Below are 16,370 nucleotides of genomic sequence, written 5' to 3'. Positions count from 1 at the left end.
GTCACCCACGCAACTACCTGGCATTTCTCGGCCTCGCCGCAGCCCTCTGCTGCTACAAACGACTCCTCAAACTCACCATGTAGGACACCGTCTTAGGGGGCGCAAAGGTGGGCGGCTATGGGGATCGGCGCTGGCCGGTCCCCGATGGCCGCCTCACAGGGGTCGGCGAGGCTGCGCAGTGCCGTTCGGCTCGAACGCGGAAGCTGCCGCGCCGTCCCGGTCATCAACGTCCCTTCCAGCAGAGTTACATACCCCACTTCTCAGCCTGCGGGTGAGCACTCATTCGATGCGCCCCGTTGAACCCAGTGTCCGGTGATCCACCTGTAGACCGGTAAGTGAGGTTCGTACATGTCAAAGATCGGTCCGAAACAAACCAAGCGGCGTCTCCCCACCGCTGACTGCTGCCCGGGTTGGGTGCACCTTTGCGCCCGTCAACTCAAGGACTGAGGACGGTCGCTTCATGGACTACTGCATCCCGTGCAGCCGCACGCTCAACGGCGCCGTTACCTGCCCAGAGTGTGGGGCATACGACCCCGGCATGGCACAGTTGAGCGATCGGAGAGGCGGTGCTCCGGCCGTCGAGGCCACGTTGCCGGAGGTCCGCTTGAGTAGGGGACCGAGCTCCTCCGAGTCGCCCCTTCCCGGGTCACCGACTGCCTCGCAAGACCTGTCGGCTGACCGGTACGACCGTCCGGCGCGGCTGAAGAAGTATGCCGTCCGGTCTCTTGCCGCAGCCGCCTTCACCCTCCTCGGAGGTCTGGCCACCGCATCGGTGTTTCCCCAGTCGACGGCCCCACGAGCAGCCTCGATCCCGGAACAGCCGTCCCCCGAAGAGCCCGGGGTCCGCGTTCCCGATTCACAGGCTTCACCGGAGCGTGTGACCACGCACCCAGCCCGAAAGGGCGTCCGGGACCGAAACGGTGACGGAATCCGGCGTCCTCTGCCAACGGCGACTCGCAGCACGTCACCGGTCTCTCGGCCTCCCGCCACCACCAGTGCGCCGCCACCAGTGAAGGCGAAGCCGACCCCCCGAGCCTCCAGCGGCCGCCGCCCCAGCTCGCCCTCGCAGACGGCAACCCCTTCCGCGAGGCCCTCCGCCAGTTCCTCCGCCAGCCCTTCCGCCAGTCCTTCCGGCAGCATCAGCGCCTCTTCTACCAGTTAGTGGCTCACCGAGCAGCAAAGGGGAAGCCGGTGGCTGAAACACTGGCAGGGCTCCCCAGCGCAGAAACCTCCACCTGGTCCGCGCACGGCATCCGCCTGATCGGCAGCGGGCTTGCCAGCGCCAACAGAGGCCACAACCACGCACCCGTCCGCCGGCACGTGGACCGTGGCCAGGAGTTCAACGGTGGCGATGGCGTCACCCTCACCGGCCCGGGCACCGGCGACGAGGACGGGAACATCGGCAATTCTGAACGGTGATCGGCTGCCCCAGGCGCCGTGAAGAGGTGGGTCTCGCGCTTCCAGTGGTCATGGGGTTGCGGCGGCCGCCCAGCGCGCGGCACACCAGGTTGGCAGGGCTTGGTGGCAGGGCTTGGTGACAGGTGGTGCAGACACCGGTCCAGCACCTCGGAACATCCCGGAGGGTGTCGAGGACTTGGTAGAGGGTGAGACCGGTCCGGGTGCTTTTGGGGCGAGGCGCTGTTCGGTGAGGAAGACGTGGGCGGCGGTCACGAGGTTGACGTGGTGGTGCCGGCCGGCCAGGATCGGCTTTCGAAGTGGTCCGGGCCCAGGCCGTGTTGAGTTCGCGGTAGTCGTGCTCGCTGCGCCAGCGGACCTTGGCCGGACAGACCAGGTAGTGACTGGACTCCTTGTGGGAGCCGTTCATTTCTGTCCGTCGTCCCTCTGAGCCGCATCCCACGCACTGGGCACCGACGAGTAGCCGGCACCGACGATTCGGTGCTGGGAACGTGCGATCGCCCACAGTTATGTTGTGCACAATTAAATCGCGTACTAGCGTCTGTGCGCAGTACACCACGAGAGGGAGGCGGCACAATGAATCCTGTTCGCTACGAGGACTACCGACCCATCGAACGCCCTTCCTACCAGGAGGAGATGGAAGCAGTCATCGCCCAGGTGGCGCGTCGTACTCGCGCCTCGGTCGAGCGCGAGACCGTCGGCCGCGCTGTCCGCACGGCCCACGGCAAGACCTACGGCCTCCTCAAGGCCACGGTCACGGTTGGTGACAATCCTGGCTTCTACCGGCAGGGAATCTTCGCACGGCCGACCGCGTACGACGCCGTCGTCCGCTACTCGAACGGCTTGGGCCACGACCGCCCCGACCACCAGCTGGGCGCGGCTTGCGGAATGGGCATCAAGCTGTTCGGAGTTGCCGGCCCCTCGCTGCTGGACGACGAACGAGACAGCGGCACCTTCGACCTCAACCTGATCAACAACGATGTCTTCTTCGCGAACACGGCCTACGACTACATGGTGATCGAGGATTTGTTCGCCGAACTGCCCGAGGCCCTCGTGGACCCAGCCCGCCGCAAGACCTGGATGGCGGAGTTCCTGACCCGCCGGCTGACGCTCACCGATCCCGACAGCTGGCTGTGGGACGAACTGCTCGCCATGCTGTCGTTCACCGGTGTCCCGCGCAGGAACCTGCTGTCGTACAGCTACAACAGCATGGGCGCCTTCCGGTACGGCGGCCACATCGCCAAGATCCGTACCGTGCCGACCGCCGCGTCCCTGGCCTCCATCACGCAGCAGATCGTGGACGTGCGCGCGGACAATGAGGCGTTCCGCCGCACCCTGGTGGCCGAGGCCGCGGAGCGAGACCACTCCTTCGAGCTCCAGGTCCAGCTCAACACCGATCTGGCCCGTATGCCGGTGGACAACACGTCCGTCAAGTGGCCCGAGGACCTGTCCCCCTGGGTGACGGTCGCCCGGGTGGATCTCCCGCGCCAGGCCATCGGCGGGTACGACAACCTGGCGGCCGCCGACGCCACATCGATCACGCCGTGGCGTTCACGCGAGGACCACCGGCCCATCGGCGAGATTCAGCGGGTGCGGCAGGAGGTGTACCGGCGCTCGTCCATCGAACGGCACCGCATCAACGGGCAAGAGCGGCGCGAACCGGCCGGCAGCGCTGAGCTGCTGGGCTGAGCTGCCTCGGTCGCGCCCGCCGTCGCGCAGGTTAAGTGGGCACGGCACCGCCGTCCACCGGCCCGCTGGACACCCAGGGGCGCGCAGCAGCCAGGTGGCTGGCGGATTGGGATGGTCAGCAGGTGTGTGGTGCCCCGGAGGCCGGCGCCGACTCCCGTGGCTCGGACCGGTTGAACCCGTGCACGAACCGCTCGTGCTCAGCATTCAGTTCACTCGCCCACAACCTGACGTCAACAAGGTCCCCATCCATAGCCACGCACGTCATCTGCAAGCACCTGCGACTTCAAAACCCTGGGCGTCGACTTCGCAGGGCCGCCTGTCTTTGACCGGATCGGGCCCGGCCAGTCGAGTCTGACCCGACTGATACGGGACCAGGAGGGCCGCAGGTGGGTGCTGCGGTGCCCACCGCTGGGTCGCCTGCTGGCGTCGGCGCACGACGTGGCCCGCGAGGCGCGGATTCTGACCGCGCTGGAGGGCGCTGCCGTCTCAACCCCGTGGATGCTCGGGCCGACCGACGGTCTGTGGGCGAGCAGCTCGTCGGCGCCACCTGCCTGTACGCCGTGTACGACCCGGTCTCCCGGCGCCGTTCCGTGGCCCGCGTCGGCCACCCGCCGCCGGTGGTGACCGCTCCGGATGCACGGGTGGCTCCGTCGACTGCCCGCCGGCCCACCGCTCAGCCTGGGCGGGCTGCCGTTCGAGGCCCGGGAGATCGACAAACTGTGACCTCCAGCGACCTCCAGATCCCCGCCCTCTCTGCCTCGAGCTCCCTCCGCCGCCCCCAACCAGCACGGTTGAGCACCGGTGCTGGGTGCGCGCTGACTTCAAGGCCACCCAGAGCCGCTGCGCAGTACGCATGTGGCAGGTCTCCGCCGCTGAGGAACTGACCACGCCGCTTGCACAGTTGTCCCCGTATTCACCCCCGACCCACTGCCCGCTCGGTCGGGATGCTCTCGGCCGGGGCGTTCAGGTGGCGGCCGACGGTTTCGGCGATCATGCGGACCGTGACGCCCTCTTCCGACGCGGCGTGCTGTTGGGAGCCGGCCGGGGCCCAGTACTGGTCGACCGCTCAGCTCGAATCCGTCCGCCTCGGGACTGCGTCGGGGTGATCGGCGAGGTAGTCCTGCACGATCGACAGGAAGCTCGGGTCGGGCTCCAGACTGAGGGCGGCGGCGCGTGCGTTGTCGAAGACCGCGGGTCACGAGGGCCTCGATGGCAGGGTCGGGCGCAACGGTCACCAGGCGAGCGACGGCCTCGCCGGCCACCTGCCGCAGCGTAGCGAGCATCTCGGCGACCGAGACCGTGAGCGCGGGAAGGTTGACGGGCAGCCGGCCTTCAAGCCGCCCCGGCCCGACGCCGCACTCGGCCTCCGCGATGCGCAGGATTCCCCGGACGGTGCGTCGCGGTGAGGCCAGGGCCATGTGCAGGTCGGGTCGCACCGGGCAGGTCGCCGGGAGTCCCGCCAGCGGTTCGCGGACGATGCCGGACAGGAAGCCGGAGGCGGCCGCGTTCGGTCGGCCCGGCCGCACTGCGACGGACATCAGGCGGGCGACGCGTCCGTCGAGGAAGCCGCGGCGCGTGCAGTCCGCGAAGAGATGCTCGCAGAGGAGCTGCTGTGTTCCGAAACTCGACCGGGGCATGGTCAGGGGTCGTTGCCAGACCAGCCCCGTCTGCGGGAAGCCGTGCAGCAGCACCAGGCGGCCTCCGGGCGGACCCGCCACGATCGCGTAAAACACGTCCGCACCCGTGGGGGGCTCAGCTGGGTCACGATCCACCCCTTCATACCGACTGGTCGGTAGCCGTCAGGTGAGGAGGGCGACTGTCAAGACCTGCCTGCCGTTGAACATGACGCCGAATTCAACTATAACGATCGGAAGGCCGACTCCCTGTCGCTGCTGCGGCCATGACTCACGTCAAAGGCCGCTCGAGGAGACGGTCAATGAGCCATCTCCGCACGACAGTTGGAGTTCGGCGCCCCCTGCCGGCAATCGAGCCCGGCTCACGGCGCTCGGAATCCCGGCCTCGAAGCTCCCGGACGAACCGGACCAACAGGAAACAGTGAGGCGACATGAGGGAAGCAGTCATCGTTTCGACGGCACGGACGCCGATTGGAAAGGCTTACCGCGGCGCGTTCAACGACACTCAGGCGCAGGAGCTTGCCGCTCATGCCCTTTCACACGCGGTGCGACGCGCCGGGCTCGAGGGAGGTGAGGTCGAGGATGTGGTCTTCGGCTGCGCCGTGCAGCAGGGGGCCTCGGGTTTCAATGTCGCGCGTCAGGCTGCTCTCCGTGCCGGACTTCCGGACGTCGTGTCGGGGATGACGATCGACCGGCAGTGCTCGTCGGGCCTGATGGCCGTGGCGACGGCCGCCAAGCAGATTGTCACGGACGGCATGCAGGTCGCTGTCGGCGGCGGTGTCGAGTCGATCTCCCTGGTGCAGAACGACCACATGAACACCCACCGCATGGCGGATCCCTGGCTGGTCGAGCACAAGCCGAGCATCTACATGCCGATGTTGCAGACGGCGGAGATCGTCGCCGAACGCTACGGCGTGAGCCGGGAACGTCAGGACGAGTTCGCGCTGGTGTCACAGCAGCGCACCGCGGCGGCGCAGGAGGCCGGCCGGTTCGACCGGGAGATCGTAGCGCTCACCAGCACCAAGAAGGTTCTCGACAAGCAGTCCGGGGAGGTGCGGGACGAGGAGTTCACCCTGGCCCGGGACGAGGGCAACCGCGCGTCGACGACGCTCGAAGGCCTGGCCGGGTTGGCCCCGGTGCTGCCCGACGGTCGGGTGAGCGCGCGTTCCAGCGTGACGGCGGGCAACTCCTCACAGTTGTCGGACGGGGCTTCGGTGTCGGTGCTGATGGAGTCGAGGGAGGCCGAGCGCCGCGGACTGGAACCGCTCGGTGTCTACCGGGGTATGACCGTTGCCGGCTGCGGGCCGGATGAGATGGGCATCGGCCCGGTGTTCGCCATTCCGAAACTGCTGAAGCAGCACAACCTCACCATCGACGACATCGGTCTGTGGGAACTCAACGAGGCGTTCGCCTCCCAGGCGTTGTACTGCCGGGACGAACTGCACATCGATCCGGAGCGGTTCAACGTCGATGGCGGCGCCATCTCGGTCGGTCATCCGTACGGAATGACCGGTGCCCGGCTGGTGGGGCATGCCCTCGTCGAGGGGAAGCGCCGGGGTGTTCGGTATGTGGTGATCTCGATGTGTGTCGGCGGCGGAATGGGTGCAGCCGGACTGTTCGAGGTCGTCTGAAATCTCCAATCCCTGCTGGAGAACGTGGCTGCCGTCGCATTGCGCGGCAGCAGGCCGACCGTGAGAGAGAGATGTGGATACCGTGTCGAAGTCAGCGGCAGAACCCCGAACCGCGGTCCTGGTGGACTTCGGAGGGGTCATCACCTCCAGTGTGCTGCGGGCTTTCACCGACTTCGGCGCCTCGTTGGGCGGCGACCCGCGCCTGCCGCTCGGCCTCCTCGGCCGGGACCAGCGATCACGCACCCTCCTGGCCGATCACGAGTGCGGCCGTATCGATACCGGGGACTTCGAGCGGGGATTCGCCGAACGCCTCCGCGTCCACGGCGCAGACGTACCGGCCGAGGGGCTCACGGCCCGGATGCAGGCGGGCATGTCGATCGACCAGGACATGCTCGCGCTGCTCGGTGATCTTCGTGCCGTCGGCCGTCCCGTTGCGCTCGTGTCCAATTCGTTCGGTACCGGAACCTACGACGGCGTCGACCTCTCCGCTGTTGCCGATGCGGTCGTGATCTCCGCGGAGGTCGGGATCCGCAAGCCCTCCCGGCGGATCTACGCGATCGCATGTGAACGCCTGGGCATCGACCCTGAAGAGGCAGTCATGATCGACGATCTGCAGCAGAACCTCGACGGAGCGGCACGGATCGGAATCGGAGGCGTACTGCACACCAGCGCCGCCGACACTCGCCGCCAACTCGCCGAGCGCTTCGGGATCACCGCCTGATCGCTGATTCGGCGAGGGCGAGGCCCGCGGGGCCACCTGCTCGCATCCTCGGCAGGCGCCGCCCACGATCGGCGATGTCGATCCTGTGTGCCGCTGAGGGCCGTCACCGTGTCGACACCATTGCGCTGCGCTGCGCCAGGGATCAGTCTCACGTTTGTGACTATGGCGTCGGGTTCAAGTACCGTTTCCGGAATGGACACCACTACGCCCGAGGAGATCGACGGCGAGTACGCACCTCCCATGGCGCCCCTCTCGAACCTTCGCGAGCCGCCTACGACGAAGCGCGGAGCGCGGACACGGGCCGCATTGGTGAAGGCCGCGCGGAAGGTGTTCGAACGGGACGGCTACCTCGACACTCGCCTGACCGACATCACCAAAGAAGCTCAATGTGCGGCGGGATCCTTTTACACCTACTTCGCCAACAAGGAGGAGGTGCTCGCCGCCGTCCTCCTGGAGGCGCAGGAGGACATGATGCACCCCGGCATGGGCCGGGTGACGGGTACCGACGATCCCTATGCGGTACTCGAGGCGAGCAACCGCGCGTATCTCGAGGCGTACAAGCGGAATGCGAAGCTGATGGCCCTTCTAGAGCAGGTCGCACAAGTGGAGCCGGAGTTCCGCGAGTTCCGAAGCCGGCGCGCTGACGCGTTCATCCGGCGCAATGCCCGCGGCATCGCCGACCTGCAGGCGCGGGATGTCGCAGACCGTGAGGTCGATCCGATGATGGCTTCCCGTGCCCTGTCGGGCATGGTCAGCGTCTTGGCCTACAACGCCTTCGTGGTCGGCGAACGGCGAGAAGACGGTGCACCGGTGGACTTCGAGGAGCTCGTGTCCACGGTCACCCGTCTCTGGGCGAACGCCCTGCGGTTCCCCGGCCACCGCTGACCCCGGCAGCCTGGACCGCCTGGATCACCGCACCCGGTACTGCCGGGTGCTTCTCATTTCTCGTCTCCCTTTGTCGTCTCCTCCGCGGGAGGTGGGCGGTCTTCTTCGCGCGTTGCCGCGCCCCCTGCTATTGAACTTGACGTCAGATTCAATTATAAAGTTCGACAAGAGCACGGTCACGCCGGCTCGCGGCCGTGCCCCGGCTTCGCACGCCCCGCCACGGAGAGGGTTCGCTGTGACCGTTGCCCAAGGAGCGGACATCGTCACCGGTGGTGGCGGCTGCATCGGCAGCGCGCGGGAGGTGTCGGAGAAAGTCCACGCCGACCATCCGGGAAGCACCGTCAGCGCACCTTTCCCTTCCCACCCGTCAGGAGTCCAGATGTCCCTGTTCGAGATACGGGATCGCGCCAAGAAATACCAGGCGGATCTGCTCGAGTTCATGGATGCACACGTCTACCCCGCTGAGGCGGTGTACCACGTGCAGATGCGCGCGTCGGGTGACCCGCACTTCCACCCGCCGATCATCGAGGAACTCAAGGCGGAGGCGCGAAGGCGCGGACTCTGGAACCTGTTTCACCCGCACCCGGAGTGGGGCCCCGGCCTGACGAACCTCGAGTACGCGCCGCTGGCGGAGATCATGGGGCGCAGCCACATCGCCCCCGAAGCGTGCAACTGCAACGCTCCCGACACCGGGAACATGGAGGTGCTCACGCTGTTCGGCAGCGACGAGCACAAGGAGAAGTACCTCAAGCCCCTGCTCGACGGCACGATGGCCTCGGCCTTCGCGATGACCGAGCCGCGTGTCGCCAGCTCCGACGCCACCAACATCGAGTTGCGGATGGAGCGCGACGGCGACGAGTACGTGCTCAACGGCCGCAAGTGGTTCGCCTCCAATGCCCTGCACCGCAACTGCAAGGTGCTCATCGTCATGGGGAAGACGGAACCTGGCGCTGCTCCGCACAGGCAGCAGTCGATGATGGTCGTCCCCATCGACGCCCGCGGGATCACGGTGATGCGCGGCTTGCCGGTGTTCGGCTACCAGGACCGTGAGGGGCACGCCGAAATCGACTTCGCCGACGTACGGGTGCCGGCCAAGGACCTCCTCAAGGGCGAGGGCGAGGGGTTCGCGATCAGCCAGGCCCGGCTCGGGCCCGGTCGCATCCACCACTGCATGCGGGCCATCGGCGCGGCCGAGCGGGCGCTGGAGCTGATGTGCCGGCGTGCGCAGTCACGGGTGACATTCGGTAGTCCGGTCGCCGAACGGTCCAACATCCAGGACTGGATCGCGGAAGCGCGCATCGACATCGAGATGATCCGGCTGCTCACGCTCAAGGCCGCGCATCTGATGGACACGGTCGGGAACAAGGAAGCGCGCACCGAGATCGCGGCCATCAAGGTGGCCGCCCCGAACATCGCTTTGAAGATCATCGACCGCGCGATCCAGGTGCATGGAGCAGCCGGAGTGACCGAGGACTTCCCGTTGGCGATGATGTACGCGCAGCTGCGGACACTGCGGCTCGCGGACGGTCCCGACGAGGTCCACAAGCGGGCCATCGCCAGGCAGGAACTGCGGCGGTACCGCGACGGGGCCACCACGGCGGCGAGCGGCACCCCCGGCGGCCACAAGGCAGAGGTGAGCTGAAATGGCAGGGCTGGACCTCAGCGGTCGCACCGCCGTCGTCACGGGCGCCTCCCGCGGTATCGGGTTGGCGATCGCCCAGGCCATCGCCGCCGCCGGCGGAAACGTCGTCCTCACCTCCCGGTCCCAGGAGGCGGCGGACGCCGCCGCGGCCCGGGTCGGGGGCACGGCGATCGGCGTCGGTGCGCACGCGGTCGACGAAGAAGCGGCCCGGCGCTGTGTCGATCTGACGCTCGGGCGCTTCGGAAGCCTCGACATCCTCGTCAACAACGTGGGGACCAACCCGGCCTTCGGACCCGTCATCGACCAGGACCACGTCCGGTTCGCCAAGACCTTCGACGTGAACGTGTGGGCTCCTGTCCTGTGGACGGGGCTGGCCGTGCGGGCCTGGATGGGCGAGCACGGCGGCGCCGTCGTCAACACCGCCTCGGTCGGCGGCATGACCCTCGAGGCGAACATCGGGTTGTACAACGCGTCGAAGGCCGCACTGATCCACCTCACGAAGCAACTGGCGCTGGAACTCTCGCCCAAGGTTCGCGTCAACGCGGTGGCGCCGGGTGTGGTGCGCACGAAGCTGGCCGAGGCTCTGTGGAAGGACCATGAGCAGGCCCTGTCCGCCGCGACGGCCCTCGGGCGCATAGGGGAGCCGGCCGACATCGCCTCGGCGGTCGCCTTTCTCGTCTCGGACGCCGCGAGTTGGATCACCGGCGAGACGATGGTGATCGACGGCGGCCAGCTCCTCGGTGACGCGCTCCCGTTCAGGCAGGGAGCCGACACCGGTCTCTAGGGCCTGGCCGGCCGATCACGACGCAGACGCAGCGCTGGACAGGCGCCGTCCCTTTCCTGCAACTTGATCGGCCGGACAGGTCCTGGCCTGGACAGCGTCGCGATCGACGCCGAGGCGTACACCCCCGTGGCCGCTGTTGCCCTGAGGCAGCGGTCGGCGCGGGGTGTTCGGGGAGTGAGGCGTCGTCGGGCTGGGGCCGGTCCTGTCGCCCCAGCCCGGTGCCGGGCGTTTCAGCCGGGCGACGCCGACAGATGGATCAGGATGCCGCACACCTCGTCCACGATCTCCCGGGCTTCCGTCTCGTCCCCGCAGTCGCCCAGCTCGCGCGCCGTTCCTCCGATGACGGTGGTCAGCACGCTCACCCTGACCCGGCCGGCGCGACGCCGCTCGTCGATCTCCAGGAGCCGGGCGTTGCGCCGTACCCATGCGCGGTCCCACTGGCGGCGCAGCGCGTCGAAGCCCGCGGGGCCGTCGTCTTCGACGAGGAGTCTGCCGAGCCTCCGGTTGTCCCAGGCACCCTCCAGGTATGCCCTGGCTCCCGCCACGAAGAGGGCGATGGGGTCCTCCACGCCACGGTTGCGCTCGGCGGTCAGTGTGGCCGCGGTTCGACGTTCCTGCTCCTCCCGGAACTCCTCCCACAGGGCGAGGTACAGCCCTCGCTTTCCGCCGTAGTGCTGGAAGAGGCTGCCCACCGGGATGCCGCAGCGCGCCGCGATCTCGGTGAGACCGGCGTCGGTGTAACCGCGCTCGGCGAACACCTCCAGCGCGGCGTCGAGCAGCGTGCGCCGGAGGCTTCCGTCCTGCCCGGCGTACCCCTCCGGCAGGCCCGTTCCCCCCTGCCCGCCCGGCTGACGTGCCGCCTCGGGCCCGGCAGATTCCCCGATGCCGCTCACTTGCAATCCCCGCCTTCCTCAGCCCCGTCGCGGATGGCGAGGGCGACCAGTAGTTCCATGAGGTCGGCGATCCGGCGCGGATTGCGGCCGCTGCGTTCCTCGATCCGGCGCAACCGGTAGTGCGCCGTGTTGTGGTGCACCCGCAACCGGTCGGCAGCCAGCCGCAGATTGAGGTCCGCCGCCGCGAAGGCCCGTATGGTGACGGCCAGCGTGTCGCCACGTCTGCGGTCCTCTTCCAGCAGCGCACGCACCCGGCGATCGACCAGCTGGCGGGCGACGTCGTCGGCGCGCAGCGCCAGATAGTCGAACGGGGACAGCCGCGGCAGCGCCGCCACCCCGCCCTCGCTCGGCACCAGGTCGAGGGCGGCTCGTGCCTCCTGGTAGGCGCGCGGGAGTTCACCTGAGCCCTGTGCGACCGTACTGATCCCCATGGAGAGGATGGTTCCGGCCCGCGCGAGCCGCTGCTGCACGGCCTCGAAGTGGGCGCATATGTCCTCTGCGGCCATGCCGGCCCGGACCACGGGCACGGCCACCACCTCGCCGTGGCGTACGACGACCAGCGTTCTGCCGGCCCAGGGCCCGGCGACGCTGATCGACGCGCTGGCGGCATACCCGTTCTCGGCCGAGGTGGGGTCCCCGGCGCGGGTGTCGTCGACGCACACCGCCACGACCGCCATCATCGGCGAGCGCGGTCCGATGCCGTACGCCTGCGCCGCAGCGAACAGCGGACCGCGCGTAGGCGCCACCCCGGCCAGGAGCTGGTCCAGGAGATCCCGGCGCTCCCGGTCCGCGTCCGCCACCACGTGCTGCTGGTACTCGACGTAGGCCTGCGCGGCATGGGTGCTGGCGTAGTCGACGTACCGCATCAGCGGGGTGACGAGGGACAGCGCGGCCTGCTGGGCCCCGGCGGACGTGCCCGCGCAGTCCAGCAGCGCGTCCCACAGCACCTGCCGGCCGACCCGGAAGGCACTGATCCAGTCCTCCAAGGCGAACCCCGCGCGTGCTCGGCGCATCGCTGCCGCGCGGCTGAAGACCAGGTCCTCGGGGGCGATGTCGCGATCGCCGGCAAGCGCCGCCAACTGCATCCGGTAGTGCTCGAGCACCTGGTCTCGTACGTCGCCGAAGAACCGTTCGTCCTGCAGCGCGTACGACGGGATCTCCGCGCGCATCACCTCGACGGCGGTCTCCGCCACCTCCTCGACCCGGTCGTGGACGGCTTGCAGGATCCGCCGCCGCTCCAGGCGGAGCGGTTCGGACAGTCGGGAAGTGGCCATGGCAGGACCGCGAGGCATGGCGCCGATCGTCGCCGTCCACCTCGTGCTTCGTCAACAGGCTGGGCGTGAGACATCTCCCGGCACCTGTGCGCGGCGCACAGTTTCGTGACGGGGAAGTTGGGTGCTCACACCCAATGTGCGCTTGGAACGCCCCCGCCTACTGTGACGCTCGCCCACCCCCCAGCACGTCGGAAAGGGCGTCACTCATGCTCGCGGTCGAAGGCATCACCGTGCGCTTCGGCGGGATCACGGCATTGGACGGTGTCGCATTCACCGTCGAGCCAGGCACCGCCGTAGGGCTCATCGGGCCGAACGGAGCCGGCAAGACCACCTTGTTCAACTGCCTCACCAGGCGCTGCACCGCCGACGGCGGAGACGTGCGCTTCGAGGACGAGGACCTGCTGGCCCTCCCTCCGCACGCCGTCGCCGGGCGTGGCATCGCCCGCACCTTCCAGAACCTGGGCCTGTTCCCGCAGCTCACGGTCCGGGAGAACGTCATGGTCGGCGCCCACAGCCGGGGGCGCACCGGACACCTCGCCGCGGCGCTCCGGCTGCCTCGCGTCCGGCGGGAGGAGAGGACGCTGCGTGACTTGGCGGACGACCTGCTACTGCGGCTCGGCCTGGCGGACGTCGCCGACCGCCCCGCCTCCGGACTGCCGTTCGGCACGCTCAAACGCGTCGAACTCGCCCGGGCTCTCGCGGTACGGCCCCGGCTGCTGTTGCTCGACGAACCCGTCAACGGGCTCAGCCACGGGGAGGTGGACCAATTCGCGGATCTGGTCCGCTCGGTGCGCCAGGAGTTCGACCTCACGCTCGTGGTGGTCGAACACCACATGGCCTTCGTGATGGGCCTGTGCGACAAGGTGATCTGCCTCGACTTCGGCCGCAAGATCGCCGAGGGCTCGCCGGAGGAGATCCAGCGCGATCCGGCGGTCGTCGAGGCGTACCTGGGGGTGGCCGCATGAGCGATCCGACCACCGACCGCACCGAGGACGCGGCGACTGCGGAGCCGGACTTCCTGAAGGTTGCCGACCTGCACGCCGGATATGGCCAGGCCCGCGTGCTCCAGGGCCTCGACTTCTCGGTCGCGCGTGGCGAGGTGTGCGCGATCCTCGGACCCAACGGCGCGGGCAAGACCACGACGCTGCGGGTGCTGAGCGGCATGGTCCGCGGCCGGGGCTCGGTCACCTTGAACGGCACGGAACTGCTGGGCCGTTCGCCCGAGCAGGCCGCCAGGCTCGGCGTGGCACATGTGCCCGAGGGCCGGGGCACCTTCAACGACCTGACCGTCGAGGAGAACCTGCGCATCGGCGCCCATCTGCGCACCGGCCCGCGGCGGCGGGGTCGCACCGAGCGTGCGGCCGTGGTGGCCGACCTGGAACGGATCTACGACTACTTCCCCAAGCTGCGCCAGCGGTCTCGGCAGGCCGCCGGCAGCCTCAGCGGCGGCGAGCAGCAGATGCTCGCCGTCGGCAGGGCGCTGATGCTGCGGCCCTCGCTGCTGCTCCTGGACGAGCCGTCCCTGGGGCTCGCGCCGCTGGTCACCCGCGAGCTGTTCGAGATCGTCCGTGCCGTCAACGAGGAGGAACGAACCACCGTGGTCGTCGTCGAGCAGAACGCCCGGCTCGCGCTGGATATCGCGCACCGGGCCCATGTACTGGAGGCCGGCCGCCTGGTGCTGTCCGGACCGGCCGCACAGATCCGCGAGGACAGGCAGGTCGCCGAGGTGTACCTCGGTGTCTCCGTCCTCTCCCGGAAGGCCGGGTGAGGACGGTGACCGATCTGCTTCAGCAAGTGGTGGAGGGACTGGGCTCAGGCGCCGTGTACGCCAGCCTGGCGCTGGCCCTGGTGCTGATCCACCGGTTCACGGGGATCGTCAACTTCGCGCAGGGCGAGCTGGCCATGCTCTCGACGTACGTCGCCTGGCAGCTGGTGGCGTCCGGGATGCCGTACTGGCTGGCACTGCCGGCCACTCTCGCGGTGTCCTTCGCCGGCGGCATGCTGCTCGAGCGGATCGTCATCCGCCCCGTACAGGGCGCGCCCGAGCTGACGGTGGTCATCGTCACGGTCGGCCTGTTCATCTTCGTCAACGCGCTGGCCGGCCTGATCTGGTCGTTCACCGTGAAGGACTTCCCGCAGCCCTTCCCCGACGGCGGACTCGACCTGACCGGTGTGCGTATGGACTGGTCGACGCTCGGGATCATCGGTGTGGTGGCCGTCGTGATGGGCCTGCTGTATCTGCTGTTCCAGCACACCTCCATCGGTCTGGTGATGCGGGCGGTCGCCTGTAATCCGGCCTCCGCCCGGTTGTCCGGCATCCGGGTGGGCCGGGTGCTGATGCTCGGCTGGGGCCTGGCCGCGACGGTCGGCGCGGTGTCGGGCGTGCTCGTCGCCCCGGTGCTGTTCCTGGAGCCCAACATGATGGGCGGGGTGCTGATCTACGCGTTCGCCGCAGCCACTCTCGGGGGCTTCGACAGCCCGGTCGGTGCTGTCGTCGGAGGCCTGTTCGTGGGTGTCGCCGAGACCCTGACCGGGGCGTACGTGGACGTGATCGGCGCCGATCTGAAGGTGGGCGTCCCCCTGGTGATCATTCTGGCGGTGCTGCTGGTGCGGCCCCAGGGCCTCTTCGGACGGGCGGCGGTGGAGCGCGCATGAGCACCATCACAGCGGCACTCGGCACCGACCGGGTCCGGTGGCTGCGGGCCACGCTCACTGTGCCCGTCGCGGCGGCGGTCGCCGTCGGCGCTCCGTTCTACTTCGCCCCCTTCCAGGTCTTCCAGCTGACCATGGTGCTCGTGTACGCCGTGGCGCTGTCCGGCCTGAACCTGCTGGTCGGCTTCGGCGGGCAGATCTCGCTCGGGCACGGCGCGTTCTTCGCGGCGGGCGCCTACACGGCGGCGGTCATGCTCGACCGGTACGACACCGGCCACCCGGCCACGCTGCCGGTCGCGGCCGCCGGATGCTTCCTGCTGGGCCTCGGGTTCGGAGTACCCGCGCTGCGACTGCGCGGACTGTACCTGGCCCTGGTCACCCTCTCGTTCGCGGTGTTCCTGCCGCCCCTGCTCAAGCGGCTCGAACCGGTGACGGGCGGCTCCATGGGGCTGACCGTGAACAAGCTGCGGCCGCCGGCGTGGAGCGGGCTGGCCGAGGACCAGTGGATGTACTTCGTCGTCCTCGCCGTCACCGCGGTGGCCCTGCTGCTCGCCCGCAACCTGCTGCGGTCGCGGGTCGGCCGGGCACTGCTGGCCGTACGGGACAACGAGAGCGCCGCCGAGATCATGGGCGTGCGGCTGTCGCTGCACAAGACCCTCGCCTTCGCGTGGAGCGCGATGTTCGCGGGTGTCGCGGGGTGTCTGTACACCTGGGTGATCGGCTTCGTCTCGCCCGACTCCTTCAGCTTCGTTCTGTCCATCACCCTGCTGGCCGGCCTGGTGGTCGGGGGTCTCGGCTCGCTGTACGGACCCCTGCTGGGGGCGGCGTTCGTGATGTACGTGCCGAGCGTGTCCCAGGACGTCAGCGAGGCGGCGCCGGGAGTGGTGTTCGGCCTGCTGATCATCACGGTGATGTTCGTGGCCCCGACGGGACTGGCCGGTCTGCCGGGCCGTGTCCTGGGCGCAGTCGCCCGTCGCCCGCCTCGCACCACCGCTGCCCTCGACCGGACACCGGAGGCCGAATCCGCGCCCGATGCGGAGCCGGAGTCCCAGGCCCTGTCCGGACCCTCCGAGACCCACACTCCTGCGGACCCCGCAGGTGCCGACGCCGAACCCGTGGGCGTACCGCCCCGCACGGAAAAGGAATGAA

Annotated in this window: 13 protein-coding genes and 4 pseudogenes; 13 read left to right on the top strand and 4 right to left on the bottom strand. The window is 68.9% G+C overall.

The window, feature by feature from the left end; genetic code table 11:
- Positions 1 to 1,191: 1,191 nt before the first annotated feature.
- Positions 1,192 to 1,419, top strand: a complete 228-nt coding sequence (locus ABZX90_RS39165) for a hypothetical protein (protein ID WP_355213101.1) — start codon at positions 1,192 to 1,194, stop codon at positions 1,417 to 1,419.
- Between the two features lie 159 nt (positions 1,420 to 1,578).
- Here ABZX90_RS39165 and ABZX90_RS39160 read toward each other — a convergent pair.
- Positions 1,579 to 1,792, bottom strand: a pseudogene (locus ABZX90_RS39160) (IS701 family transposase); the annotation flags it as partial.
- Between the two features lie 200 nt (positions 1,793 to 1,992).
- On the opposite strand from ABZX90_RS39160, the gene ABZX90_RS39155 reads away from it, so the two are divergent.
- From ABZX90_RS39155 to ABZX90_RS39145, 3 genes and pseudogenes are all read left to right on the top strand, one after another.
- Positions 1,993 to 3,105: a catalase family protein gene (locus ABZX90_RS39155; RefSeq protein WP_355213099.1), complete on the top strand. Its 1,113-nt coding sequence runs from the start codon at positions 1,993 to 1,995 to the stop codon at positions 3,103 to 3,105.
- Between the two features lie 291 nt (positions 3,106 to 3,396).
- Positions 3,397 to 3,552 (top strand): annotated as a pseudogene (locus tag ABZX90_RS39150) (phosphotransferase family protein); the annotation flags it as partial.
- Between the two features lie 86 nt (positions 3,553 to 3,638).
- A pseudogene (locus tag ABZX90_RS39145) lies at positions 3,639 to 3,819 on the top strand (SpoIIE family protein phosphatase); the annotation flags it as partial.
- 352 nt (positions 3,820 to 4,171) lie between these two features.
- Here ABZX90_RS39145 and ABZX90_RS39140 read toward each other — a convergent pair.
- A pseudogene (locus tag ABZX90_RS39140) lies at positions 4,172 to 4,739 on the bottom strand (NAD-dependent epimerase); the annotation flags it as partial.
- A gap of 431 nt (positions 4,740 to 5,170) precedes the next feature.
- Here ABZX90_RS39140 and ABZX90_RS39135 point away from each other — a divergent pair.
- The 5 genes from ABZX90_RS39135 (at position 5,171) to ABZX90_RS39115 (ending at position 10,402) form a co-directional block, all read left to right on the top strand.
- Positions 5,171 to 6,370: an acetyl-CoA C-acyltransferase gene (locus ABZX90_RS39135; RefSeq protein WP_355213097.1), complete on the top strand. Its 1,200-nt coding sequence runs from the start codon at positions 5,171 to 5,173 to the stop codon at positions 6,368 to 6,370.
- Between the two features lie 82 nt (positions 6,371 to 6,452).
- Positions 6,453 to 7,091 carry an HAD family phosphatase gene (locus tag ABZX90_RS39130; protein ID WP_355213095.1) on the top strand — a complete coding sequence of 213 codons (639 nt, stop codon included), beginning with the start codon at positions 6,453 to 6,455 and terminating at the stop codon, positions 7,089 to 7,091.
- Positions 7,092 to 7,283: 192 nt separating this feature from the next.
- Positions 7,284 to 7,976: a TetR/AcrR family transcriptional regulator gene (locus tag ABZX90_RS39125; RefSeq protein WP_351130212.1), complete on the top strand. Its 693-nt coding sequence runs from the start codon at positions 7,284 to 7,286 to the stop codon at positions 7,974 to 7,976.
- 379 nt (positions 7,977 to 8,355) lie between these two features.
- Positions 8,356 to 9,618, top strand: coding sequence for an acyl-CoA dehydrogenase family protein (locus tag ABZX90_RS39120; protein ID WP_355213092.1), 1,263 nt, complete (start codon positions 8,356 to 8,358; stop codon positions 9,616 to 9,618).
- Between the two features lies 1 nt (position 9,619).
- Positions 9,620 to 10,402 (top strand): SDR family oxidoreductase, encoded by a 783-nt coding sequence (locus tag ABZX90_RS39115; protein ID WP_355213090.1) that lies wholly within the window; start codon positions 9,620 to 9,622, stop codon positions 10,400 to 10,402.
- A 230-nt stretch (positions 10,403 to 10,632) separates the two neighbouring features.
- On the opposite strand, the gene ABZX90_RS39110 is transcribed toward ABZX90_RS39115, so the two are convergent.
- Both ABZX90_RS39110 and ABZX90_RS39105 read right to left on the bottom strand, forming a co-directional pair.
- The gene (locus ABZX90_RS39110; RefSeq protein WP_351134776.1) at positions 10,633 to 11,295 is read right to left on the bottom strand and encodes a TetR/AcrR family transcriptional regulator; all 663 of its coding nucleotides are present in this window, start codon (positions 11,293 to 11,295) and stop codon (positions 10,633 to 10,635) included.
- The gene (locus ABZX90_RS39105; RefSeq protein ID WP_351134778.1) at positions 11,292 to 12,569 is read right to left on the bottom strand and encodes a helix-turn-helix domain-containing protein; all 1,278 of its coding nucleotides are present in this window, start codon (positions 12,567 to 12,569) and stop codon (positions 11,292 to 11,294) included. Before ABZX90_RS39105 ends, ABZX90_RS39110 begins: the two co-directional genes overlap by 4 nt.
- 206 nt (positions 12,570 to 12,775) lie before the next feature.
- Between ABZX90_RS39105 and ABZX90_RS39100 the strand changes: the two genes are divergently transcribed.
- From ABZX90_RS39100 to ABZX90_RS39085, 4 genes are read left to right on the top strand one after another with little or no spacing between them, the layout of a single operon-like run.
- Positions 12,776 to 13,534 (top strand): ABC transporter ATP-binding protein, encoded by a 759-nt coding sequence (locus tag ABZX90_RS39100; protein ID WP_355213088.1) that lies wholly within the window; start codon positions 12,776 to 12,778, stop codon positions 13,532 to 13,534.
- The gene (locus ABZX90_RS39095; protein WP_355213086.1) at positions 13,531 to 14,337 is read left to right on the top strand and encodes an ABC transporter ATP-binding protein; all 807 of its coding nucleotides are present in this window, start codon (positions 13,531 to 13,533) and stop codon (positions 14,335 to 14,337) included. The genes ABZX90_RS39100 and ABZX90_RS39095 overlap by 4 nt, the downstream gene beginning before the upstream one ends.
- 5 nt (positions 14,338 to 14,342) lie before the next feature.
- Positions 14,343 to 15,224 carry a branched-chain amino acid ABC transporter permease gene (locus ABZX90_RS39090; RefSeq protein ID WP_351134784.1) on the top strand — a complete coding sequence of 294 codons (882 nt, stop codon included), beginning with the start codon at positions 14,343 to 14,345 and terminating at the stop codon, positions 15,222 to 15,224.
- Complete coding sequence (locus ABZX90_RS39085; protein WP_355213083.1) at positions 15,221 to 16,369, top strand: branched-chain amino acid ABC transporter permease; 1,149 nt, start codon at positions 15,221 to 15,223, stop codon at positions 16,367 to 16,369. Before ABZX90_RS39090 ends, ABZX90_RS39085 begins: the two co-directional genes overlap by 4 nt.
- Position 16,370 lies beyond the last annotated feature (1 nt).

The sequence above is a fragment of the Streptomyces sp. NPDC002935 genome (genome assembly GCF_040611295.1).
Lineage (GTDB): Bacteria > Actinomycetota > Actinomycetes > Streptomycetales > Streptomycetaceae > Streptomyces.
This window is presented reverse-complemented; position numbering and strand designations above follow the sequence as displayed.

Bases quoted from the DNA above. Each gene is read 5' to 3' on its own strand.
- ABZX90_RS39155 (WP_355213099.1), top strand. From the start codon at position 1,993: ATGAATCCTGTTCGCTACGAGGACTACCGACCCATCGAACGCCCTTCC.
- ABZX90_RS39135 (WP_355213097.1), top strand. From the start codon at position 5,171: ATGAGGGAAGCAGTCATCGTTTCGACGGCACGGACGCCGATTGGAAAG.
- ABZX90_RS39125 (WP_351130212.1), top strand. From the start codon at position 7,284: ATGGACACCACTACGCCCGAGGAGATCGACGGCGAGTACGCACCTCCC.
- ABZX90_RS39120 (WP_355213092.1), top strand. From the start codon at position 8,356: ATGTCCCTGTTCGAGATACGGGATCGCGCCAAGAAATACCAGGCGGAT.
- ABZX90_RS39115 (WP_355213090.1), top strand. From the start codon at position 9,620: ATGGCAGGGCTGGACCTCAGCGGTCGCACCGCCGTCGTCACGGGCGCC.
- ABZX90_RS39105 (WP_351134778.1), bottom strand. From the start codon at position 12,569: ATGGCCACTTCCCGACTGTCCGAACCGCTCCGCCTGGAGCGGCGGCGG.
- ABZX90_RS39100 (WP_355213088.1), top strand. From the start codon at position 12,776: ATGCTCGCGGTCGAAGGCATCACCGTGCGCTTCGGCGGGATCACGGCA.
- ABZX90_RS39095 (WP_355213086.1), top strand. From the start codon at position 13,531: ATGAGCGATCCGACCACCGACCGCACCGAGGACGCGGCGACTGCGGAG.
- ABZX90_RS39085 (WP_355213083.1), top strand. From the start codon at position 15,221: ATGAGCACCATCACAGCGGCACTCGGCACCGACCGGGTCCGGTGGCTG.